This is a genomic window from Duganella sp. CY15W, assembly GCF_009857555.1.
Taxonomy (GTDB): Bacteria; Pseudomonadota; Gammaproteobacteria; order Burkholderiales; family Burkholderiaceae_D; genus Rugamonas; species Rugamonas sacchari.
Genome location: NZ_WWCQ01000002.1, coordinates 1 through 21,338, shown reverse-complemented (window position 1 = coordinate 21,338; position 21,338 = coordinate 1). Strand labels below are relative to the sequence as shown.

21 protein-coding genes and 1 tRNA gene are annotated in these 21,338 nt (G+C 59.5%); 10 read left to right on the top strand and 12 right to left on the bottom strand.

Going from position 1 to position 21,338, the window contains the following annotated elements:
• Positions 1–101: 101 nt before the first annotated feature.
• The 3 genes from GTP58_RS09685 to GTP58_RS09675 form a co-directional block, all read right to left on the bottom strand.
• Positions 102–1,082: a DUF4424 family protein gene (locus tag GTP58_RS09685; protein ID WP_161077360.1), complete on the bottom strand. Its 981-nt coding sequence runs from the start codon at positions 1,080–1,082 to the stop codon at positions 102–104.
• Between the two features lie 77 nt (positions 1,083–1,159).
• Positions 1,160–1,564, bottom strand: coding sequence for a nucleoside diphosphate kinase regulator (gene rnk / locus GTP58_RS09680; protein WP_161077359.1), 405 nt, complete (start codon positions 1,562–1,564; stop codon positions 1,160–1,162).
• 221 nt (positions 1,565–1,785) lie between these two features.
• A tRNA-Phe gene (locus tag GTP58_RS09675) sits at positions 1,786–1,861 on the bottom strand.
• Positions 1,862–1,938: 77 nt separating this feature from the next.
• On the opposite strand from GTP58_RS09675, the gene GTP58_RS09670 reads away from it, so the two are divergent.
• From GTP58_RS09670 to GTP58_RS09640, 7 genes are all read left to right on the top strand, one after another.
• Positions 1,939–3,159 carry an FAD-dependent monooxygenase gene (locus tag GTP58_RS09670; protein WP_161077358.1) on the top strand — a complete coding sequence of 407 codons (1,221 nt, stop codon included), beginning with the start codon at positions 1,939–1,941 and terminating at the stop codon, positions 3,157–3,159.
• Positions 3,160–3,188: 29 nt separating this feature from the next.
• A complete protein-coding gene (locus tag GTP58_RS09665; RefSeq protein ID WP_161077357.1) occupies positions 3,189–3,917 on the top strand; it encodes a DsbC family protein in 729 nt (242 codons plus the stop codon).
• Between the two features lie 38 nt (positions 3,918–3,955).
• Positions 3,956–4,414 carry a (2Fe-2S)-binding protein gene (locus GTP58_RS09660; RefSeq protein WP_072787052.1) on the top strand — a complete coding sequence of 153 codons (459 nt, stop codon included), beginning with the start codon at positions 3,956–3,958 and terminating at the stop codon, positions 4,412–4,414.
• Between the two features lie 10 nt (positions 4,415–4,424).
• Entirely contained in the window at positions 4,425–6,641 is a 2,217-nt protein-coding gene (locus GTP58_RS09655; RefSeq protein WP_161077356.1) for a xanthine dehydrogenase family protein molybdopterin-binding subunit, read from the top strand.
• Positions 6,642–6,646: 5 nt separating this feature from the next.
• Entirely contained in the window at positions 6,647–7,213 is a 567-nt protein-coding gene (locus GTP58_RS09650) for an NTP transferase domain-containing protein (protein ID WP_161077355.1), read from the top strand.
• 12 nt (positions 7,214–7,225) lie between these two features.
• Positions 7,226–9,046, top strand: a complete 1,821-nt coding sequence (locus tag GTP58_RS09645; RefSeq protein ID WP_161077354.1) for a M61 family metallopeptidase — start codon at positions 7,226–7,228, stop codon at positions 9,044–9,046.
• Positions 9,047–9,252: 206 nt separating this feature from the next.
• Complete coding sequence (locus tag GTP58_RS09640; RefSeq protein ID WP_161077353.1) at positions 9,253–10,392, top strand: GGDEF domain-containing protein; 1,140 nt, start codon at positions 9,253–9,255, stop codon at positions 10,390–10,392.
• A 4-nt stretch (positions 10,393–10,396) separates the two neighbouring features.
• On the opposite strand, the gene trpC is transcribed toward GTP58_RS09640, so the two are convergent.
• From trpC to rpe, 7 genes are all read right to left on the bottom strand, one after another.
• Positions 10,397–11,197, bottom strand: a complete 801-nt coding sequence (gene trpC / locus GTP58_RS09635) for an indole-3-glycerol phosphate synthase TrpC (RefSeq protein ID WP_161077352.1) — start codon at positions 11,195–11,197, stop codon at positions 10,397–10,399.
• 2 nt (positions 11,198–11,199) lie between these two features.
• Complete coding sequence (locus GTP58_RS09630; RefSeq protein ID WP_161077351.1) at positions 11,200–11,856, bottom strand: LysE family translocator; 657 nt, start codon at positions 11,854–11,856, stop codon at positions 11,200–11,202.
• Between the two features lie 2 nt (positions 11,857–11,858).
• Positions 11,859–12,896: an anthranilate phosphoribosyltransferase gene (trpD, locus tag GTP58_RS09625; protein WP_161077350.1), complete on the bottom strand. Its 1,038-nt coding sequence runs from the start codon at positions 12,894–12,896 to the stop codon at positions 11,859–11,861.
• Positions 12,897–12,909: 13 nt separating this feature from the next.
• On the bottom strand, positions 12,910–13,473 hold the full coding sequence (locus GTP58_RS09620) for an aminodeoxychorismate/anthranilate synthase component II (protein WP_161077349.1): 564 nt from the start codon (positions 13,471–13,473) through the stop codon (positions 12,910–12,912).
• A gap of 1 nt (position 13,474) precedes the next feature.
• Complete coding sequence (gene trpE, locus GTP58_RS09615) at positions 13,475–14,971, bottom strand: anthranilate synthase component I (protein WP_161077348.1); 1,497 nt, start codon at positions 14,969–14,971, stop codon at positions 13,475–13,477.
• 204 nt (positions 14,972–15,175) lie between these two features.
• On the bottom strand, positions 15,176–15,868 hold the full coding sequence (locus GTP58_RS09610; RefSeq protein ID WP_072787062.1) for a phosphoglycolate phosphatase: 693 nt from the start codon (positions 15,866–15,868) through the stop codon (positions 15,176–15,178).
• Between the two features lie 4 nt (positions 15,869–15,872).
• On the bottom strand, positions 15,873–16,538 hold the full coding sequence (rpe, locus tag GTP58_RS09605) for a ribulose-phosphate 3-epimerase (RefSeq protein ID WP_161077347.1): 666 nt from the start codon (positions 16,536–16,538) through the stop codon (positions 15,873–15,875).
• 167 nt (positions 16,539–16,705) lie between these two features.
• Here rpe and apaG point away from each other — a divergent pair, with 167 nt between their 5' ends.
• Positions 16,706–17,080, top strand: coding sequence for a Co2+/Mg2+ efflux protein ApaG (gene apaG, locus GTP58_RS09600; RefSeq protein ID WP_072787064.1), 375 nt, complete (start codon positions 16,706–16,708; stop codon positions 17,078–17,080).
• 96 nt (positions 17,081–17,176) lie between these two features.
• The gene (locus GTP58_RS09595) at positions 17,177–18,394 is read left to right on the top strand and encodes a murein transglycosylase A (RefSeq protein WP_161077346.1); all 1,218 of its coding nucleotides are present in this window, start codon (positions 17,177–17,179) and stop codon (positions 18,392–18,394) included.
• On the opposite strand, the gene GTP58_RS09590 is transcribed toward GTP58_RS09595, so the two are convergent.
• Positions 18,391–18,828 (bottom strand): universal stress protein, encoded by a 438-nt coding sequence (locus tag GTP58_RS09590; protein WP_161077345.1) that lies wholly within the window; start codon positions 18,826–18,828, stop codon positions 18,391–18,393. The genes GTP58_RS09595 and GTP58_RS09590 overlap by 4 nt on opposite strands.
• A gap of 44 nt (positions 18,829–18,872) precedes the next feature.
• On the bottom strand, positions 18,873–20,087 hold the full coding sequence (locus tag GTP58_RS09585; RefSeq protein WP_229215577.1) for an MFS transporter: 1,215 nt from the start codon (positions 20,085–20,087) through the stop codon (positions 18,873–18,875).
• 129 nt (positions 20,088–20,216) lie between these two features.
• Here GTP58_RS09585 and GTP58_RS09580 point away from each other — a divergent pair, with 129 nt between their 5' ends.
• Positions 20,217–20,993 carry an enoyl-CoA hydratase gene (locus GTP58_RS09580; RefSeq protein ID WP_072787068.1) on the top strand — a complete coding sequence of 259 codons (777 nt, stop codon included), beginning with the start codon at positions 20,217–20,219 and terminating at the stop codon, positions 20,991–20,993.
• Positions 20,994–21,338 lie beyond the last annotated feature (345 nt).

Here is a 21,338-nt window from a genome sequence, read left to right as displayed (position 1 = left end):
ATTTCACCGATAAGTTAATTAACTTTGTGGTTAAATATAGGTCGAAATTCGATAAGCGTCAAGAAAAAATCCCCATTCAGGAGAACGGGGCGGCGGCAGAACTACTTCACCAGCGGCATCTCGCCCTCGCTGACGGTCTCGCCCGGCGTGATATTGCCGAAATAAACGTCCAGATCGTTTGTCGGCCGGAAATTGCGGAGTTTGACCTGGTAGGTCCTGGCGTCGATTTTCTTGAAGCTGCCGGGGAAGCACAGGCTCACCAGTTCCTTGGGATCGTTCTTGATGACGTTGAGCGTGAAATCTTCGATGCCGTTTTTCCAGGTATTGCCGGTCTTGAGGATGTAGGCCACCTTGGAGGAGGGCAGGACATCGGAATAAGGATCGTGCGTGGCGAGTTTTTTCCAGCTGGCGAGAAACGCCGCGTCGGTGCAAAAGCGTTTTTCAGTGTCCTTATCCATGACCCAGTCGCCGGGGCCGCCGCTGATGAATGGTTTGTATTCGTGGTGCACGCGCACGACTTTGTTGGCAGGGAACTTCTGCTGCCATACGTAGTTGACCTGAATATCCCAGATGGGTTCGATTTCCGCAGTCGGCCCCTCACCGATCAGGTGGAGCTGTATGAGCTGCTGGCGCTGCTGTGCAGTGAGTTTGGCCACCTTGCGTTGCTCGCCAAAGGCGGGGGTGTAGGCAATCTGCGCGTCGCTGAGCCCGGCTTTTTTGAGCTGGGCAGTGACATCCTTGCCATTGAGCGAGGCCTGCACCACGGTGCGGAAGCTCACGGGCTTGCCGTCCACCTTGATGGAGAAGCCGCCGGGCTGGCCGTAATAGGACTCGCTCGGCAGGTTGGAGGCAGGGTAGGCGGGCAGCGGGAAGATGATGGTTTCTTCCACCTCCGCCGCAGATTCGTTGACGAATTCATAGTCCACACTAATCAGCGTGTAGCTGACATTGAGGACTTCCTTTTTCATGGCGATGGCGTCGGTCTTGCCGAACACAATGCCACCAGCGCTGACAGCGCCGATGCCGTCGTTGGCACTGGCCAGGAGGGGGAACAGCAGCGCTGCGGTGAGGACAGATTTCATGGTTGGCATATTGGCAAAAGTAAATGGCTGCCAATATACCTAAAACCGCCTGTTCCGTGCGGCCGGTAGCGCCCGTCTCAGCGGAAGTACTCGCCGGCGCGCTCTGGCTGGTACAGGATGTCCAGCAGACGCACTTTCACCAGCTGGCCGTCTGGACGCGGCCAGTCGATGGTGTCGCCGACGGACAGGCCCAGCAGGGCGGCGCCGATCGGGGTGAGGATGGAGATGCTGTCTGGCTGTTGGGCCATGTCCTTGGGATAGGCCAGCGTCAGCGTGCGTACTTCATCTGTGCCGGTGATTTCAAAGCGGACGGTGGAATTCATCGTCACGACGTCGTGCGGCATTTCCTCCGGTTCAAGGATGTCGGCGCGTGTCAGTTCGGCGAGCAGGCCGCGGCTGGTGGCGGTCTCCGGCCTGGTGGCGTGGATCAGGGCTTCGATCCGCTCGGCGTCGAGCGATGAGATGGTGATGTTGGGCTGCATGGATACTCTCCTGTTTTTCGTTTTCAAGATGCGGGAAACGGAAGGTGGCTCGGAGAGGCGACACAGACGACCAGCCCCGCCGAGCCTTAGGAAAGCCAGGCGAGATTGCGGTTGAAGCGCAGGCCGTTGCGGCGCGCGAAGGTGGCGACCATGTTCATCATGGCCGGAGTATAACGCCAGAAAACAAAAACGCCACCCGAAGGTGGCGTTTTCTGTATTCTTGGTGGCCCGGGGCGGAATCGAACCACCGACACAAGGATTTTCAATCCTCTGCTCTACCAACTGAGCTACCAGGCCAAGGACCAGAATTATAGCAGGTCGTTGAAAAAGCGCAAGGGCCGTTTTCGAAATCCTACAAACGCTATAATGGCTGGATGAATAAGCCCACCTCCCCCGCGGCGCTGCGCGTGATCGAAAGTGATGTTTGCATAGTTGGCAATGGCGCCATTGCCAAGACCGCAGCGCTGGGCCTGGCCCAGGCTGGCCTGAGCGTGACCTTGCTGGGGCCGCCGCTGCCACCGGCGCCGCCGGCATCGGCCGATCCGGGGTGGGATGCGCGCGTCTATGCGCTCAATCACACGGCCAACCGGCTGCTGTCTTCTCTTAAAGTATGGGATGCACTGGACCACGCCCGCGTGGCGCCGGTGGACGCGATGATCGTTCATGGCGATGGCCCGCAGGCCGGCGGCCTGGCTTTCGATGCCTACGGCGCCCACACCGGCACGCTGGCCTGGATACTCGAAGACCGCAACCTGAATCAGGCGCTCGACGCCGCGCTGCGCTTTGCCCAGAACGTCAGGATCGTGACCGGCCGCGCCACCGGCCTGCTGCGCGCCGCCGATAGCGCCACCGTGCATCTGGACGATGGCGGCAGTATCAAGGCGCCGCTGGTGGTGGGGGCCGACGGCGCCCAGTCCTGGGTGCGCGGCCAGTGCGACATCGGCCTCGATTACCGCAGCTACGCGCAATGCGCCGTGGTCTCCAATTTTGAATGCGAAAAACCGCACCATGGCGCAGCCTACCAGTGGTTCACGGGCACCGAAGGCATCGTGGCCTTGCTGCCGCTGCCTGGCAATAAGGTATCGCTGGTGTGGTCGGCGCCGGAAGCGCTGGCCGATACGCTGCGTGCCGAGTCGGCGCAGCAGATCGCCGAGCGCCTGGCCGTTTTCGCCCACGAAAAACTGGGCGCCCTGACGCCGCTGCAGCCGGAGCTGGTGCGCGATTTTCCGCTACGCCTGATGCGTCCTCACACCATGATCGCGCCGCGTGTAGCCCTGATCGGCGACGCCGCCCACGTGGTCCATCCGCTGGCCGGCCATGGCATGAACCTGGGCTTTGCCGATGTGGCGCAGCTGGTGAAGACGCTATCGGAACGCGAGCCGCAGCGCGGCATCGGCGACGACCGCGTGCTGGCCCGCTACGAGCGCGCGCGCAAGGAGGATGTGCTGCTGATGCAGCTCACCACCGATGGCCTGGCGCGCCTGTTCGAGACCGATATCGAACCCTTGCGCGTAGTTCGCAATTTGGGATTAAACTTGTTGGATAAATTACCTGTGCTGAAGCGCCGTTTGATCTCGCATGCCATGGGCAAGTGAGCCGTGCGCCCGCATTTACCGGAGAAGTTATGAGAAAGAGTAAGTTCGCTTTGCTGTCGCTGTCCTTCCTGATGGCGTCCTGCGTCGGCGCCCAGACCCCGCCAACCACGGACCAGATCAAGAAGCTCATCGAACCGCGCCTGGGCATGAACGTCAAGGTCGATTCGGTCACCGAAACGCCGTACAGCGGCTTGTACGAAGTCCGCATCGGCAATGACATTCTGTACACCGACAAAACGGCGACCTACGTATTCAATGGCTATGTGTTCAATGTGACGACGGGCGCCAACCTGACCCGCGAGCGCATCGACGAAATCAACAAGATCAAATTCTCCGACCTGCCACTGGACAAGGCCATCAAGTCCGTCAAGGGCGACGGCTCGCGCGTGATCGCGGTGTTTGAAGATCCTAACTGCGGCTATTGCAAGCGTCTGCGCCAGACTACGCTCAAAGAGACCGACAACGTCACCATCTACACCTTCATGTACAACATCCTGTCGGATGACTCCTTCGTCAAATCGAAGAACATCTGGTGCTCGCCAGACCGTGCCAAGGCATGGGATGACTGGATGATCGGCGGTAAACCGGCTGTCGTCGCCGCAGAATCCTGCGCGTCGCCAAACGAGGAAGTGCTGGCGCTGGGCCGCAAGCTGGGCATCTCCGGCACGCCGGCGATCTTCTTTGCCGACGGTTCGCGCATCCCTGGCGCGATCGACGCCAAGACCCTGGAAGAAAAGCTGAACAAGACCAAGCAGTAAAAAAGCTGTACCACCGCAGTCCAAAACGGGAGACTTGAATGATCACTTTGAACATCAATGGGAAAGATGTACAGGTAGACGCCGATCCGTCGACGCCTATCCTGTGGGCCTTGCGCGATAACCTGAATATGACCGGGACCAAGTTCGGCTGCGGCATGGCGCTATGCGGCGCCTGCACGGTGCACCTGGCCGGTCAGCCGATCCGTTCGTGCGTGACGCCGATTTCGGCGGCCGAAGGCCAGAAGATCACCACCATCGAAGCGATGGAGAACGACAAGGTCGGCAAGGCCGTGCAGGAGGCCTGGGTCAAGATCGACGTGCCGCAATGTGGCTACTGTCAGAGTGGCCAGATCATGAGTGCGACAGCGCTGCTGCGCACCAACAAAAATCCTTCCGACGCGGACATCGATAACGCCATGAGCGGCAATATCTGCCGATGTGGCACGTATCAGCGTATCCGCACCGCCATCAAAGACGCTGCCAAAGCGATAGCCTGAGGAGACCACCATGCGTATCGAATGGCTTAATCAAGGTACTATCGCCAGCGCATCGTTCTCTGGCATGTCGCGCCGTGGTTTTATGAAAGCGGGCGCTGTCGCGGGCGGCGGCCTGGTGCTGGGCTTCGTCATGCCGGGTGCGGGCCGCTTTGCCAATGCGCAGCAGCCGCCGGCCAAGGTGTATGAACCGAACGCTTTCCTGCACATTGCACCGGACAATACGGTGACGGTGCAGGTCAACCGTCTGGAGTTTGGCCAGGGCGTTCAGACTTCGCTGCCGATGCTGATTGCGGAGGAGCTGGAGGCTGACTGGTCGCAAGTACGCGGCGCGCTGGCGCCGGCTGGCGATCAGTATAAAGACCCGGCGTTCGGCATCCAGATCACTGGCGGCTCGGGCAGCATCGCGCACTCCTTCACGCAGTACCGCGAGATCGGCGCCAAGGCGCGCGCCATGCTGATTGCGGCTGCGGCCGAGCAATGGAAGGTGCCAGCGGATCAGATCAAGACCGTCAAGGGCACGCTGATTGGTCCGGCCGGCCAGAAGGCGACCTATGGCGCCATGGCGGATGCCGCCATGAAGCAGCCGGTGCCCGCTACCGTCAAGCTCAAAGATCCCAAAGACTTCACCATCATCGGCAAACCGGTCAAGCGCCTGGATGCGCGCGCCAAGTCGACTGGTAAGCAGCAGTTCGGCATGGACTTCAAAGCGCCGGACAGCAAGGTCGCGGTGGTGGCGCGTCCGCCCGTATTTGGCGCCAAGGTGGCCAAGTTCGATGCCAGCAAGGCCAAGGCCATCAAGGGCGTGATCGATGTGCTGGAAGTGAAGACCGATCGTGGCGGTAGCGGCGTGGTGGTCATCGCTGATAGCTACTGGCAGGCCAAGACCGGCCGTGAAGCGCTGGCCATTGAGTGGGACACCAGTGGCGTGGAAAAAGTCAGCAGCGACAAGCAGCTGGCCGAGTACAAGGTGCTGTCGCAAAAGCCGGGCAATGTGGTGCGCGCTTCGGACACCTCAAAGCTGGCTGGCGCGGCGAAGAAAATCTCTGCAGTCTATGAATTCCCATATCTGGCGCACGCGCCGATGGAGCCGCTGAATTGCGTGGTCGATCTGCGCAAGGATGGCTGCACCGTCTGGGCCGGCTCGCAGTTCCAGACCGTGGACCAGGGCGCGATTGCCGCTACCGCCGGCCTGAAGCCGGAGCAGGTGGTGCTGAATACCATGATGGCTGGCGGCGGCTTTGGCCGCCGCGCGGTGCCGACCTCGGACTATCTGGTGGAGGCGGTCAACATCGCCAAGGTGTGGCAGGCCGCTGGCCACAAGGAGCCGGTGAAAGTCATCTGGAGCCGCGAGGATGATATCAAGGGCGGCTACTACCGTCCGTCGCATGTGCACCGCGCGAACATTGGCGTCGATGCCAAGGGCGACATCGTGGCGTGGGATCACGTCATCGTTGGCCAGTCCATCGTCAGCGGCACCATGTTTGAACCGATGATGGTCAAGAACGGTGTTGATGCGACCATGGTTGAAGGCATGGGCGAGCCGTATGAAGTGCCGCTGAATCTGAGCGCGCATTCGGTCAAGACCAATGTGCCGGTGTTGTGGTGGCGCTCCGTCGGCTCGACCCACACGGCATTTGTGATGGAAACCCTGATCGATGAAGCGGCACATGCCGCCAAGATGGATCCTGTGGTCTATCGCAAAAAGCTGCTGGGCGAGAAGGGCAAGCGCCACATCGCCGCGCTGGAGCTGGCGGTAGCCAAGTCGGGCTACGGCAAGAAGGCACTGCCGAAAGGCCAGGCCTATGGCGTGGCCGTGCACGAGTCCTTCAACACCGTGATTGCTTATGTGGTGGTGGCCTCGGTGAAAAACGGCCAGCCCAAACTGCACAAGGTCACGGCCGGCGTTCACTGCAACCTGGCGGTCAACCCGCTGACCATCGAAGCGCAGATTCAGGGCGCGGCGCTGATGGGCCTCGGCATGACGCTGCCGGGGGCGGCCATCACGCTCAAGGACGGCGTGGTCGAGCAGCAGAACTTCAGCGACTACACCGTGGCGCGCATGACCGATATGCCGAAGATCGATGTGTACATCGTACCATCGACCGATGCGCCTACCGGCATGGGGGAACCGGGCCTGCCACCACTGGCGCCGGCCTTCGCCAACGCACTGTTCAAATTGACCGGCAAGCGCCTGCGCAAACTGCCGTTCGATCTGGCCAGCGCCTGAGCTGGATGGCGCTAACTGGCATCCTGCTCGCAGCCGGACGTGGTCGACGTTTCGATCCGTCCGGCGTTCAGAATAAACTGCTGCAAACGCTGGCGAACGGTGAGACAGTCATCGCCGCCAGCGCAAAGAATATGCTGGCCGCGCTACCGCGTGTGCTGGCTGTGGTCCGTCCCGGCGACGACAAGGTCGCCGCGCTGCTGGGGAGCCTGGGTTGCGAAGTGCGCGTGTGCGCCGACGCTGATCTGGGCATGGCAGAATCGCTGACGACCGCCATCGAATTTACCAGGGGCGCCGAAGGGTGGCTGATCGGTCTGGGCGACATGCCCCACGTTCAGCCGGACACCATGCGCGCATTGGTCGCTACAATAGAGCGTGGCGCGCGCATTGCGGCGCCTGTGTATGAAGGACGGCGCGGTAATCCGGTCGCCTTCAGCGCTTATCACTTGCCGTTGCTGCTGGCGCTGGAAGGCGATCAGGGCGCGCGCGCGATTTTAAAAAGCCATGCGGTGAGCGAAGTGGTGGTCGATGATGTCGGCGTGATACGCGATATCGACACACCGGGCGATCTGTAGACAGGACTGAAGATGAAAAAACCGAATAAAAACCAGGCGGCGATCGCCTATACCATCGTGGGCCACGACCTGGCCGCGCACTTGTTCCATGTCTCGGTGACGGTGGCCGCGCCTTCTGAGCTGGGGCAGATCTTCGCGCTGCCGGCCTGGATCCCGGGCAGCTATATGATCCGCGAGTTTTCGCGCAATATCGTCCGTATCCGCGCCGAGTCCAAGGGCGAAGCGGTCGAGCTGACCAAGCTGGATAAGCATTCCTGGCAGGCCGCGCCGCTGGCGGACCGCAACGCCGCGCTGACCGTGCATTACGAGGTGTATGCCTGGGATTTGTCGGTGCGCGCTGCGCATCTGGACCAGAATCATGGCTTCTACAACGGCACCAGCGTGTTCCTGCGCGTGTTCGGCCAGGAAGACCAGCCGCATGTGGTGGATATCCAGCGCCCGGCCGATGAAGCTGCGGCCAACTGGCGGGTTGCCACCTCCTTGCCTGAGCTGAAAGCGAAACGTTATGGTTATGGCACGTATATCGCGTCCAACTACGATGAGCTGATCGACCATCCGGTGGAGCAGGGTGACTTTGCGCTGGCTACGTTCAAGGCGCATGGCATCCCGCACGACATCGTCATCACCGGCCATGTGCCGAATCTGGACCTGGCGCGCCTGAGCGCCGACCTGAAGAAAATCTGCGAAACCCAGATCGCCTTCTTTGAGCCGAAAACCAAAAAAGCGCCGATGGACCGCTATGTGTTCATGACCATGGCGGTGGGCGACGGTTATGGCGGTCTGGAGCATCGCGCCTCGACTGCGCTGATTTGCGCCCGCGCCGACCTGCCGAGCACCGCGTCCAAGAGCAGGGAAATCAGCGACGGCTACTTGCAATACCTGGGCTTGTGCAGCCACGAATATTTCCATACCTGGAACGTCAAACGCATCAAACCGGCTGTGTTTGCGCCATATAACCTGCAAGTCGAGAATTATTCTCCGCTGCTGTGGTTGTTTGAAGGCTTTACCAGTTACTACGATGATTTGATGCTGGTACGCGCCGGTATTATCGCTGAACCGGCGTATTTCAAATTGCTGGGTAAAACCGTGGGCAGCGTATTGCGTGGCGCCGGCCGTACCAAGCAAAGTGTGGCGGATTCGAGTTTTGACGCCTGGGGGAAATACTATCGCCAGGATGAAAATGCACCGAATTCCATCGTCAGTTATTACACCAAAGGTTCGTTAATTGGCCTGGCGCTGGATTTAAGTATTCGCGCGAAAACCGGCGGTAAAAAATCGCTGGATGATGTAATGCGTGCTTTATGGCAGCGTTATGGTCGCGATTTTTATACAGGCGGCGGCCGTGGCGTGACGCCAGCTGAAGCTGAAGCATTGTTTGATGAAATCAGCGGTGGCCGCTTCAAGGCATTCTTCGATAAATATATCCGTGGTACTGAGGATTTGCCACTGGCTAAATTGCTGGCGCCATTTGGCGTTAAATACGGTGACGAGCGTAAATCGTCGAAACCGAGTTTTGATGCCAACTTGGGCCGCGATGGCAATGACTGCAAACTAAATGCTGTCCATGAGAATGGCGCAGCCCATCAAGCCGGCCTGTCGGCTGGCGATATTCTGATTGCCGTAGATGGCTTGCGGGTTACTGCCACCAATCTGGATAATCTGCTGTCCCGTTACGGGGTTGGTGACACCGTCCAGGTGATGGCTTTCCGTCGTGACGAATTAATGAGCTTCGATTTGACCCTGCAGGGTGATCGCGTTCCGGGCATTACCTTGAGCCTGGATTCCTCTGCCAAGAAATCTTCCGGTCCATTGCGTCCAAGCGCAAGCCGCTGATTTTTCACCTCAAAAAGGCCGCTTCGCTGTGAAGCGGCCTTTTTTTGCCTCTGATTCATGCCAGTTTTTAGCACGTAAAAGCCAACAACGAGCATGTAAGCCGGTAATTCACCGCCGCGTCAAATTTGTGGTTTAGAATCGTTGAAAACCGTAAATCGTAGACCGGGACGCCAGTGATATTGCTCGACCCCACCACCGTAATTGTTATGGCAACGCTCATGGCCGGCGCGATGAGTGTCGTCCTGTATTCTGCCTATTTGAGTTTTCCCAAGGAGATTCAGGGAATGCGGGAATGGGCCTTGGGCTTGGTGTTGCTGGTAGCTGGCGCTATTTTCTTTAGCCTGCGCGGCAATTCCTATATTCCAGCGCTATGCGCGAATGCAGTATTAATCTGGGGCCTGGGATTAACCCTGATCGGTACGGAGAAATTTTACGAGCGGCCGCAGTCTTGGTATTTATTTCATGGCGTCTGGCTGGCAGGCATGCTGGGCGTTACTTATTGGATGGTTGTTGAACCTCATTTCAGCGCTCGTGTTGCCACATTTTCTTACCTGGTATTTATATTTTATGCTCGCCAGATTTATTTAATCTGGAAATATGGCGAAGCGCATTTTTCCACGCGCTTTTTTGGCGTATTAATGGCGTTCCAGGCACTGGTGGTATTGACCCGGGGGTTGCTGGCCACGCTGCATGGCGAATCGCACGTTAATCTGCTGGCGATTGGTCCATTCCAGAGTATTTATCTGGCCACCGCCCATTTCATGATATTGATGATGACGGTTGGTTTCATGACGGTTTGTACGCGTCGCCTGCAAACCATATTGGAACGCCGTTCTACGCTGGACCCGCTGACGCAGGTATTAAACCGCCGTGGATTTGCCGATATTTATACCAAAGAGCATGCCTTGATGCGCCGCGAAGGCACGTTTATGACCATGCTGAATATCGATATCGATTACTTCAAGAAAATCAATGATTGCCATGGCCATGCGGTTGGCGATCGCGTGCTGATTGATGTGGCCGATGTTATCGGCAAAGCGTTGCGTGTTTCCGACCACGTGGCCCGTTTTGGCGGTGAGGAATTCGTGGTGCTGCTGCCCGCCACCGGCCTGGACCGGGCGCTGCACATCACCGAGCGTATCCAGTTTGCGCTGCGCCAGCCGCGCGACGGCGTGCCAAATTACACCGTCAGCATCGGCGTCGCATGCCAGACCAGCCCGGAAGAAAGCCTGGATGGCATTCTGATCCGTGCTGACAAGGCAATGTATTGCGCAAAAGACAGAGGGCGCGACCGTATCGAGATCGCGCCGGATGCGATCGTGGCGCTGGTCGCCGCCCGGGCTTAGTTGCTTAGTTGAAAAGACGGGCCAGTTCGGCGCCGGGATCTGGCGCGCGCATGAAGGCTTCGCCGACCAGGAAGGCGTGCACGTTGGCGTCGCGCATGGTTTTGACGTCGGCCGGGGCCAGAATGCCGGATTCGGTGATGACCAGCTTGTCCGCAGGCATGCGGTCCAGCAGGCCCAGGGTATTTTGCAGCGACACCTCAAAAGTACGCAAATTGCGGTTATTGACGCCAAGCAGACGGGTTTTCAGCTTTAAGGCGGCCGTCAGTTCGTCGCCGTCGTGGGTTTCCACCAGTACGTCCATGCCCAGTTCATGGGCGACCGCTTCCATTTCCGCCATCAGGCCATGGTCCAGCGCCGAGACGATGAGCAGGATCGCGTCGGCGCCCATCGCACGGGCTTCGTAGATCTGGTAAATGTCGATCATGAAGTCCTTGCGCAGCACTGGCAGCGAGCAGGCGGCGCGCGCCTGCTGCAGATACGCCACCGAGCCCTGGAAAAACTGCTCGTCGGTCAGCACCGACAGGCACGCGGAGCCATTGGCTTCGTAAGTCGCAGCGATGTCGGCCGGGCGGAAGTCGGCGCGGATGACGCCTTTCGATGGCGATGCCTTCTTGATTTCAGTGATCACGCCTGCATGGCCGGCATCGATCTTGGCCCGCAGGCTGGCTTCAAAGCCGCGCAGGCCGGCGCGCAGCTCGGCATTGGATTCCACGTCGTCGCGCAGACTGGCAAAGCTACGGTATTTTTTGGCCGCGGCTACTTCATCAGCTTTGACCGCGAGGATTTTGTTCAGAATGTCAGACATGATTAATGTTGCTCCGAGAGGGCGAGGCGCGCACCGAGGGCCAGGAACAGGCCGCCCATGGTACGGTTCAGCCACAGCGATACACGTGGCTTGATCTTCAAGCGCGCACTGGCAAAGGCCGTGAACAGCGCCAGGCCGTGGCAGTACAGCATGCCGTTAAAGTTGAAGATGCTGCCCAGGATGAGGAAGGCCAGCGGCTTGTTGCTGGAACCGGCCGAGATAAATTGCGGCACAAACGCCAAAAAGAACAGCGCCACTTTGGGATTCAGCACATTGGTCAGGAAGCCCTGGAAGAAGATTTTGCGCCAGGCCAGCGGCTGGGCAGCGCGCGCCGCCAGCTCGGTGGATGCTGCTTCGTCGGCTTCATTGCGCAGTTTTGCACGCAGCATGCCGATGCCCATGTAGATGATGTAGGCCGCACCGATCCATTTCACGACCGTGAATGCGGCTGCGGACGTCGACAGCACCGCCGACAGGCCGAGTGCCGCAGCACAGATGTGGACCATGGTGCCGGCACCGATCCCCAGCGCGGCAGCCGAGCCGGCACGCCAGCCCTGGGTAGCGCTGCGCGTCATGATGAGCAGTGAGTCGGGACCGGGCATGATGTTCAGCAGCAGGCCCGAGATGATGAACAGCGTCAGGTCGTGGATGCCGAACATGGTCAGTTCCCCCGGCCGAGCAACTGCGTCACTTCGACAAACTGTTCGATCTTGCGCACTGCCGCGCCAGAGGTAATCGCTTCACGCGCGCGCTTGAGGCCATCTTCAATCGAGCTGGCCACGCCCGCCGCGTACAGAGCAGTCGCCGCATTGAGCGCCACGATATCGTAAGCCGCACCTGGTTCGCCGCGTAGCGCTTCCATCATGCGCGCCTTGGATTCGGTGGCATCGGCCACGCGCAGGTTGCGGCTGGCGATCATTTGCATGCCGAAATCTTCCGGATGAATTTCGTATTCGCGGATCTCGCCATTCACCAGCTCACCGACCAGGGTCGATGCGCCCAGCGACACTTCGTCCATATTGTCTTTGCCGTAGACCACGATGGCATGCTGCGCGCCCAGACGCTGCAGCACGCGCACCTGGATACCCACCAGGTCGGCGTGGAATACGCCCATCAGGATATTCGGTGCACCGGCCGGATTGGTCAGCGGTCCCAGAATATTAAAGATGGAGCGCACGCCCAGTTCTTTGCGCACTGGCGCCACATGCTTCATTGCGGCATGGTGGTTGGGTGCGAACATGAAGCCGATGCCGGTCTGCGCGATCGACTGCGCAATCTGCTCAGGTTTCAGGTTGATATTCGCGCCCAGCGATTCAATCACATCCGCGCTGCCAGACGACGACGACACACTGCGGCCGCCATGCTTGGCCACGCGCGCGCCTGCGGCGGCTGCCACAAACATCGCGGTGGTGGAGATATTGAACGTGTGCGCGCCATCGCCGCCGGTGCCGACGATATCCAGCAGGCCGGTGGTGTCGGCCATCGGCACCTTGGTGGAGAACTCGCGCATGACCGTCGCGGCGGCGGCGATTTCGCCGATGGTTTCTTTTTTCACGCGCAGGCCCATGGTCAGGGCCGCGACCATGGTCGGGGACATTTCGCCGGACATGATCTGGCGGAACAGGTGCAGCATCTCGTCGTGGAAAATCTCGCGGTGTTCGATGCAGCGTACCAGTGCTTCTTGATGGGTGATAGGCATGGCGTTTCCTTAATCAGCGTACGAGGAAGTTCTTCAACAGTTGATGGCCGTGTTCGGACAGGATGGACTCGGGGTGGAACTGCACACCCTCGATGTCGTATTCCTTGTGCCGTACGCCCATGATTTCACCGTCGTCGGTCCATGCCGTCACTTCCAGGCAGGACGGCAGCGAGCTACGCTCGATGGCCAACGAGTGATATCGGATCACTGTGAAGGGGGAGGGCAGATTTTTGAAAACGCCCACGCCCGTATGCGCGATTAAAGAAGTTTTGCCATGCATGACCTGCTTGGCGCGGATTACCTTGCCGCCGAACGCTTCGCCAATGGCCTGGTGGCCAAGGCACACGCCCAGTATCGGTTTCTTGCCGGCGAAGTGCTTGAGCACTGCAATCGAAATACCCGCTTGCGCAGGATCTTTCGGTCCTGGCGAAATGCAGATGTGGTCCGGGTTCAGCGCTTCGATCTCCGCAATCGTGATTTCATCATTGCGGTAGACGCGCACGTCTTCACCCAGTTCGCCGAAGTACTGCACGATGTTGTAGGTGAAGGAGTCGTAGTTGTCGATCATCAGCAGCATATTAGAACTCCCCATCCAGACCATCTTGCACTTGCTCGGCAGCGCGCAGCACAGCGCGCGCCTTGTGTTCAGTTTCCTGATATTCCATCTCGGCGATGGAGTCGGCGACGATGCCGGCGGCGGCCTGCACATACAGGTTGCCGTCCTTGATCACGCCAGTACGAATCGCAATCGCCACGTCCATCTCGCCACCAAACGACAGGTAGCCGCAGGCGCCGCCGTAGATGCCGCGCTTGGAGATTTCCAGCTCGTCGATGACTTCCATGGCGCGCACTTTCGGCGCACCGGTCAGCGTACCGGCCGGGAAGGTGGCACGCAGCACGTCCAGATTGGACAGGCCGTCTTTGAGCTTGCCCTCAACGTTGGAGACGATGTGCTGTACGTGCGAATATTTTTCGATGACCAGGCGGTCGGTCACCTTGACGCTGCCGATCTCGGAAATGCGGCCCAGGTCATTGCGCGCCAGGTCAATCAGCATCACGTGTTCGGCGATTTCTTTTTGGTCGGACAGCAGTTCCTTCGCCAGTTCGGCATCGCGCTCCGGCGTGGCGCCGCGTGGGCGGGTGCCGGCGATAGGGCGCAGCGTGACTTTTTTCTCGCCGTCGGCGGCCGTCTCGTTACGCACCAAAATCTCTGGCGAGGCGCCGACGATCTGCATGTCGCCGAAATTGTAGAAGTACATATACGGCGACGGGTTCAGCGAACGCAGTGCGCGGTACAGGCTCAGTGGCGAATCCACATAAGGCTTGCGGATGCGCTGGCCGATCTGCACCTGCATCAGGTCACCGGCCATCACGTATTCATGCGCCTTGGCGACGGCCTTCAGATAGTCTTCTTTCGGGAATTCGCGTACGGCTTCAGTGCGCACCGAGGAGCTGGTGACCGGCGCTTCCACGCCACGGCGCAGCATGATGCGCAGGTCTTTCAGGCGCTGGCGTGCTTTCGAGTAGGACTCGGGCTGCGTGGTGTCGGCGTAGACAATCAGATACAGCTTGCCGCTCAGGTTATCGATGACGGCCAGTTCTTCGGTCACCATCAGCTGGATGTCGGGCAGGCCCAGATCATCTTTCGGCTGGCTGTTGGCCAGCGTTTTCTCGATATGGCGCACGGTGTCGTAGCCGAAGTAGCCGGCCAGACCGCCGCAGAAACGCGGCATGCCCGGACGAATGGCGACTTTAAAGCGCTTCTGGTAAGCCTCGATGAAATCCAGCGGATTGCCTTCGTGGGTTTCGATCACCGTGCCGTTCTTGACGATTTCGGTACGGTTGCCAAAGGTGCGCAGCACCGTGTTGGCGGGCAGGCCGATGAAAGAGTAACGGCCGAAACGTTCGCCGCCGACGACCGACTCCAGCAGGAAGGTATTCTTGCCGGCGTTCTGGGTCTGGGCCAGTTTCAGGTATAGCGTGAGCGGGGTTTCGAGATCGGCAAAAGCTTCCGCGATCAGGGGAATACGGTTGTAGCCATCCGTGGCCAACGATTTGAATTCGAGTTCGGTCATGTGTGCTCTCCATGCCGCCGGAAAAAGGAGGAGGTACCAGCGGTGGTGGGTTCAAAAAACCTGTCGCGCGCAAGCGGGCGGACGACAGCAATCAGTGCGGCTTAGTTTTGCCAGGATTGCCAGCGTCGCCACAGCCAGGCCTCAATCGAGCCTGGTTGGTTGACGTTGTGTTTTTTGGTGAGAGACGACATGTTGGTCAGTTGTTCAGCTATTGGTTTGATGTGAACGAATCAGGCTAGCCGCTTCTAGCAGCGTGGCTACTATACCATCGGAATCGGTTTCGTGTATAGATTCTCCGTGATTGTAACCATAAGGCACGGTGAGCACCGGGCAACCCGCAGCCCGTGCTGCTTGCGCGTCATTCGAGGAGTCGCCAATCGCCACTACCTGCGATGGCGGCAGGTCGAAATCGGCGCACACGGTTTGCAGCGGCAGCGGGTCCGGTTTCTTGCGCGGCAGCGAGTCGCCGCCGTAGACCACCTCAAAGAACTGGTCCAGGCCTTTGAGTTTCAGCAGCGGCGTGGTGAAGCTGATCGGCTTGTTGGTGACGCAGGCCAGGCGCAGGCCGTTGGCCTTCATCGCGCTCAGGCCTTGCAGCACGTCCGGGAACAGTGTGCTGTGATTGCCGTTAATGGCCAGATAGTTGCGCTGGTAGGCGTCCATCGCCTGCTCGAACGCGGCGTCAACGCGCTGCGCGTCCCAGTCCAGCGCCAGGACGGCGCGGATCAGGTTTTCCGAGCCCTTGCCGACCATCAGGGCGATCTGCTCCTGGGTGATCGGTGCGAGGCCCAGTTCGGCGCGCATGCTGTTGATCGCGACGTGGAAGTCGGGGATCGTGTCCAGCATGGTGCCGTCGAGGTCAATGATTGCGGCGCGTACGCCTGCCAGCACGCTCATCGGCTTAAACCTTGGCCAGGTTGGCGCGCATGGCGTCGATCACGGCCTTGTAGTCTGGCTGGCCGAAGATGGCCGAGCCGGCGACGAAGGTGTCGGCGCCTGCAGCGGCGGCGGCGGCGATGTTGTCGATCTTGATGCCGCCATCGACTTCCAGCAGGATGTCGCGGCCGGATTCGTCGATGAGGCGGCGTGCCTCAGCGATTTTCTTGAGCGCCTGTGGAATGAAGGACTGGCCGCCGAAGCCTGGGTTGACCGACATAATCAGGATCATGTCGATCTTGTCCATCACGTGTTCCAGGTAGCTCAGCGGGGTAGCCGGGTTGAAGACCAGGCCTGCTTTGCAGCCGTGGTCGCGGATCAGTTGCAGCGAACGGTCGATATGGTCCGACGCTTCCGGGTGGAAGGTGATGATGTTGGCGCCGGCCTTGGCGAAGTCCGGAATGATGCGGTCGACCGGCTTGACCATCAGGTGCACATCGATAGGCACATCCACGTGCGGACGGATTGCCTGGCACACCAGCGGGCCGATGGTCAGGTTGGGAACATAATGGTTGTCCATCACGTCAAAGTGGATGATGTCGGCGCCGGCGCTAACGACGTTGCGGACTTCTTCACCCAGGCGGGCGAAATCGGCGGACAAAATGCTGGGAGCGATGCGGAAGGTGGTCATGGCGTTGGGGTGGCAATAAAAAAGATGCGTTATTTTACGCTGGTCCGGGCCGCTGCGCCTGTTTTCAGACGCGCCGTCCTTGCATACAGGGCGGATTTGCGGTGCAATGGACATCTGACGATATACAATCGCCAAGTTTACTTTTTAGCCAGCCTTAAGGAACGTCGATGTCCACTTATGAATTTACTGTGTCGGTCAGAACGCAGTACCTGCCGGAACAGTCGGACCCGGAACGCACGAATTTCGTGTTTACGTACTCGATCACGATCAAAAACACGGGCACGGTGGCAGCGCAGCTGATCTCGCGCCATTGGATCATCACCGACGCGAACAACCATATTGAAGAAGTGCGCGGCCTGGGCGTCGTCGGCCACCAGCCGCTGCTGGCGCCGGGCGAGCAGTTTGAATACACCAGCGGCGCCGCGCTGCAAACGCCGCAAGGCTCCATGGTCGGCGAATATTTCTGCGTGGCCGAGGACGGCCACCAGTTCGAAGTCAAGATTCCAGAATTCGTGCTGTCGCTGCCACGCACCCTGCACTGATTACTTCTTCCCCTTCATGGTCCACCAGACGATGAATACCAGCAGGAAGAACGCCACGCCTGCCTCAACCATCAATAGCCACATAGTTATCCTTTTATGTCTTTAACACGCCGTAGTCTACTCGTTCCACTGAGCGCCGTCGCGCTCGCGCTTGCTGCTTGTACTTCCGCTCCGCTGCCGCCGGAAAAGCCGGCCCAGCCGCCGGTGCAGCCGCAACCGCCAGTACAGCCACCGGTGCAGCCGCCGACGCTGCCGGCCCAGCCACCCAAACCAGCCACATTGCAGATGGTGCCAGCCACCTTCGCTGCGCTGCCAGGCTGGGACAAGGATGATCTGCGCGCCGCCTGGCCGGCGTTTATGTCGTCATGCACGGTGCTCATCAAGCAGCCCACATGGAAGGAGGCATGCACTATCGCGCGCACCGTCAACGCCAGTGATGAACGCGCGATTCGCACCTTCTTTGAAGCTTTCATGGAGCCCAACCAGGTCATCGCGCCGGATGGCGCCACCGATGGCCTGATTACCGGCTACTACGAGCCGCTGCTGCGTGGCTCGCGCAAAAAGGGCGGCGCCTATCAGACGCCGCTATATAAAGTGCCGGACGATATGGTCACGATTGACCTGGCCGGCGTGTATCCCGAACTCAAAGGCATGCGCCTGCGCGGCAAGGTGGTGGGCAAGAAGGTGATTCCTTACTCGACCCGCGCGGAGATTGAATCCGCCAATTTCACGGGCAAGGAATTGCTGTGGGTGGATGATGCGGTGGAGTCCTTCTTCCTGCAGGTGCAGGGCTCGGGCCGGGTGCAGCTGGATAATGGCGACACCGTGCGTGTGGCCTATGCGGACCAGAACGGCCATCCCTATAAATCCATCGGCAAGTATCTGGTGGAGAAAAATGAGCTGACGCTGGAACAGGCCTCGGCGCAAGGCATCAAGTCGTGGATCGCCGGTCATCCAACCCGCATGCAGGAGCTGTTCAATGTGAACCCGAGCTATGTGTTCTTCAAGGAAGAGCGCTTGCCGGACCCGAAAGTCGGGCCGAAAGGCTCGCTGGGTGTGGCGCTGACGCCGCAGCGTTCTGTCGCGATTGACGCGACCCAGTTGCCGCAGGGCGCGCCAGTATTCCTGTCCACCACCCAGCCGAACAGCGACATTCCGCTGCAGCGCCTGGTCATGGCGCAGGACACGGGCGGGGCGATTCGTGGCGCCATCCGGGTCGATTACTTCTTCGGCTTTGGCGCTGAAGCGGCCGAGAATGCGGGCCGCATGAAGCAGCGCGGCAGCGTCTGGGTGCTGCTGCCGAAGAAGTTTTAATGGAGTACCAGCACGGGCAGCGAGGTGTGCGACAGCACGCTTTGGGTTTCGCTGCCCAATAGCAGTTTGCTCAAGCCGGTGCGGCCGTGCGATGCCATGACGATCAGGTCGCAGCCATATTTTTTGGCGGCCTGGACGATCTCGTCGGCGGGATTGGTAGACGTCGCCACGATGCCTTCAAATGGCACACCGGCGGCGCTGGCTGCAGCTGCCACCTTGTTAATGTGGTCGCGTGCGGTGCTTTGCATCTGTACTTCATATTGGCCGGCGTCGATCACGGCGGCGCCGTCGCCGAGCGTCGGCATGAGCATGGGTTGTATCACCGTCACGGCAGTAATGCGCGACTGATGCAATCTGGCGAATTCCATTACCGTCGCGGTTACCTTCTCGGATAAATCGGAACCGTCGGTAGGGAAAAGTATGGATTTGAACATGGCTGACTCCTGTCGATGAACACTGGAGCCAGCCTACTGGCTACTCAGCTTTTCTGGCGCACGGATGGCGAAAACGCCAACAAGAGCATGAGCACCATGCTGCCGGCCGCAACGCAGGCCAGTCCGGTGCGAATGCTGAAATGCTCGCCGAGGTAGCCGGCCGACAGCGCGCCGACCGGCGCAATCGCCACGGTCAGAAAACGCATGGTGGACACCATGCGCCCCAGGTAGGCATCCGGCGTGACCTTCTGGCGTAGCGTGGTGTAGGGCATCAGGAATAGCATCACGCCACAGTCCAGGAAGAAGGACATGGCGGCGCAGGCCATCGCACTGGCCAGCGGGTAGCCGAACAGATTGGCGGGAATCAGCGGCGTCATCGTATAGGCAAACGCGCACAGGCCGACGCCGATCAGCATGGCGCCGGTGGGGCCGTAGCGCTGGACCAGTGGTTTCAGCATCAACGAGCTGACCAGCACGCCGATACCGCCGACCATTTGGGCTACGCCCAGCATGCCGGCGCTCATGCCCAGCTCGCGCGTCGCGAAAATCACGTGCAACGCGGCAAAGCCGTAGAACAGCATATGCCACAGACCGGAGGCCCAGGCCAGCGCGCGCAGCAGGGGATGGGTCCAGATAAAACGCAGGCCGTCGAGAATATCGCGCAAGGGATGCTTGTTGGAGGGCGGCGGTTTGGGATCGTTGGCTTTCAGATTGCGCAGCAGGCCGATGGATACGATAAAACCGCAGGCATTCAGCAGCACCGCATAGGGCGCGGTCAACCATTGAATCAGCACGCCGGCCAGTCCGGGCGCCAGCAGGCGCGAGCCGGAATCGGTGGCGGCGAACTTGGACTGGGCGTCAGTCAGCTTGTCGCGGCCAATCAGATTGGTCAGGAAGACCTGTTCAGCGCCGCCGCCCACCACGCTGCATGAGCCATTGATGAAGGACACCGCATACATCCAGTGCACCGACAGCACGCCCAGCCACCACGCCAGCGGAATGCTGGCCAGCGACAGCGCCTGGATGGCTTTGCTTGCTAAAAGAATGGGCAGCTTGCGGTTGCGGTCGAGGAATACACCGGCCGGCAAGCCCAACAGCGCAAACGGCAGGGCTGCGGCCGCGCCCATCGTACCCATCTGCGCGGGCGAGGCTTTGAGCATTAATACGGCGCATAGCGGAATCGCCAGCGCGCTGACGTAGCTGCCAAAACCGTTGAGGATGGCGCTGGCCCAGTAGCGGCGGAAATCGCCGTTGCGCAGCAGTTCGTCGTTGCGGAAGGAGTTAAAAATGGGAAGCTCTTTGGTGCGGATTGCCGAATTTCAATCATACCAGTGACAGGGATAGGCGCTACAATCGATGAGTCATATTCCACCCTGGAGGAGCAACCCATGCAGTATGAAGACCTGATCGTAGAAGTGCACGACAAAGTAGCCCTGATCCGTCTGAACCGTCCCAAGGCCCTGAATGCGCTGAACGACCGCATGATGAACGAGCTGGGCGATGCCTTATATAAGTTCGACGCGGATCCCGCCATCGGCTGCATTGTGCTGACCGGCAGCGAGAAAGCCTTTGCGGCGGGCGCCGATATCGCTGCCATGGTGGACTACACCTATCCAGACACCTATCGCGACAACTATATAGGCCGCAACTGGGAACATATCCTGCGTGTGCGTAAGCCAGTGGTGGGCGCGGTGGCCGGCTTTGCGCTGGGCGGTGGCTGCGAACTGGCCATGATGTGCGACTTTCTGGTTGCGGCGGACAGCGCCAAGTTCGGCCAGCCGGAAATCAAGGTCGGCGTGGTGCCGGGCGCCGGCGGCACGCAGCGCCTGCCGCGCGCGATCGGCAAGGCCAAGGCCATGGACATGCTGTTGACCGCGCGCACCATTGATGCGGCCGAGGCCGAGCGCATTGGCCTGGTGTCGCGCGTGATCCCGGCGGACAAGCTGATTGAGGAAGTGCTGGCGATCGCGAAGCAGATCGCTTCGATGTCGACTTCGGTTGCGATGCAGATCAAGGATTCGGTCAACCGCGCCTTTGAAACCACGCTGTCGGAAGGCGTGACGTATGAGCGCCGTCTGTTCCAGGCAGCGTTCGGCACGCCTGCGCAAAAAGAAGGCATGCAGGCTTTCCTCGAAAAGCGCTTGCCAAACTTCGAAGGTCTTTGATATGATTCTGTCCCTCGCAAGACAACGCAGACGCTGCAAAGCGAAAACGAAGAAAAGCGAGGGGTTGACGAGATGTACGAAATGCTTCATAATCTCGCTTCTGTGCTGATGAACAAAACGCTTCTTCAGCTAGCAATACAAGATGATCTTTAAAAATCAACAGTCGATAAGTGTGGGCATTTGATGCAGTGCACGCGGAACTTCGGTTCCGCGAAACTAAAAGCATTAAATGCTCCACAAGAAATAAGCAGTAGTAATACTGTCAGTATTTTGAGTGAGCGAACCATGGTCAGCAATGATCATAAAACAGAGATTAAACTAAAGAGTTTGATCCTGGCTCAGATT

Bases quoted from the DNA above. Each gene is read 5' to 3' on its own strand.
- GTP58_RS09685 (WP_161077360.1), bottom strand. From the start codon at position 1,082: ATGAAATCTGTCCTCACCGCAGCGCTGCTGTTCCCCCTCCTGGCCAGT.
- rnk (WP_161077359.1), bottom strand. From the start codon at position 1,564: ATGCAGCCCAACATCACCATCTCATCGCTCGACGCCGAGCGGATCGAA.
- GTP58_RS09670 (WP_161077358.1), top strand. From the start codon at position 1,939: ATGAATAAGCCCACCTCCCCCGCGGCGCTGCGCGTGATCGAAAGTGAT.
- GTP58_RS09665 (WP_161077357.1), top strand. From the start codon at position 3,189: ATGAGAAAGAGTAAGTTCGCTTTGCTGTCGCTGTCCTTCCTGATGGCG.
- GTP58_RS09660 (WP_072787052.1), top strand. From the start codon at position 3,956: ATGATCACTTTGAACATCAATGGGAAAGATGTACAGGTAGACGCCGAT.
- GTP58_RS09655 (WP_161077356.1), top strand. From the start codon at position 4,425: ATGCGTATCGAATGGCTTAATCAAGGTACTATCGCCAGCGCATCGTTC.
- GTP58_RS09650 (WP_161077355.1), top strand. From the start codon at position 6,647: ATGGCGCTAACTGGCATCCTGCTCGCAGCCGGACGTGGTCGACGTTTC.
- GTP58_RS09645 (WP_161077354.1), top strand. From the start codon at position 7,226: ATGAAAAAACCGAATAAAAACCAGGCGGCGATCGCCTATACCATCGTG.
- GTP58_RS09640 (WP_161077353.1), top strand. From the start codon at position 9,253: ATGGCAACGCTCATGGCCGGCGCGATGAGTGTCGTCCTGTATTCTGCC.
- trpC (WP_161077352.1), bottom strand. From the start codon at position 11,197: ATGTCTGACATTCTGAACAAAATCCTCGCGGTCAAAGCTGATGAAGTA.
- GTP58_RS09630 (WP_161077351.1), bottom strand. From the start codon at position 11,856: ATGTTCGGCATCCACGACCTGACGCTGTTCATCATCTCGGGCCTGCTG.
- trpD (WP_161077350.1), bottom strand. From the start codon at position 12,896: ATGCCTATCACCCATCAAGAAGCACTGGTACGCTGCATCGAACACCGC.
- GTP58_RS09620 (WP_161077349.1), bottom strand. From the start codon at position 13,473: ATGCTGCTGATGATCGACAACTACGACTCCTTCACCTACAACATCGTG.
- trpE (WP_161077348.1), bottom strand. From the start codon at position 14,971: ATGACCGAACTCGAATTCAAATCGTTGGCCACGGATGGCTACAACCGT.
- GTP58_RS09610 (WP_072787062.1), bottom strand. From the start codon at position 15,868: ATGAGCGTGCTGGCAGGCGTACGCGCCGCAATCATTGACCTCGACGGC.
- rpe (WP_161077347.1), bottom strand. From the start codon at position 16,538: ATGACCACCTTCCGCATCGCTCCCAGCATTTTGTCCGCCGATTTCGCC.
- apaG (WP_072787064.1), top strand. From the start codon at position 16,706: ATGTCCACTTATGAATTTACTGTGTCGGTCAGAACGCAGTACCTGCCG.
- GTP58_RS09595 (WP_161077346.1), top strand. From the start codon at position 17,177: ATGTCTTTAACACGCCGTAGTCTACTCGTTCCACTGAGCGCCGTCGCG.
- GTP58_RS09590 (WP_161077345.1), bottom strand. From the start codon at position 18,828: ATGTTCAAATCCATACTTTTCCCTACCGACGGTTCCGATTTATCCGAG.
- GTP58_RS09580 (WP_072787068.1), top strand. From the start codon at position 20,217: ATGCAGTATGAAGACCTGATCGTAGAAGTGCACGACAAAGTAGCCCTG.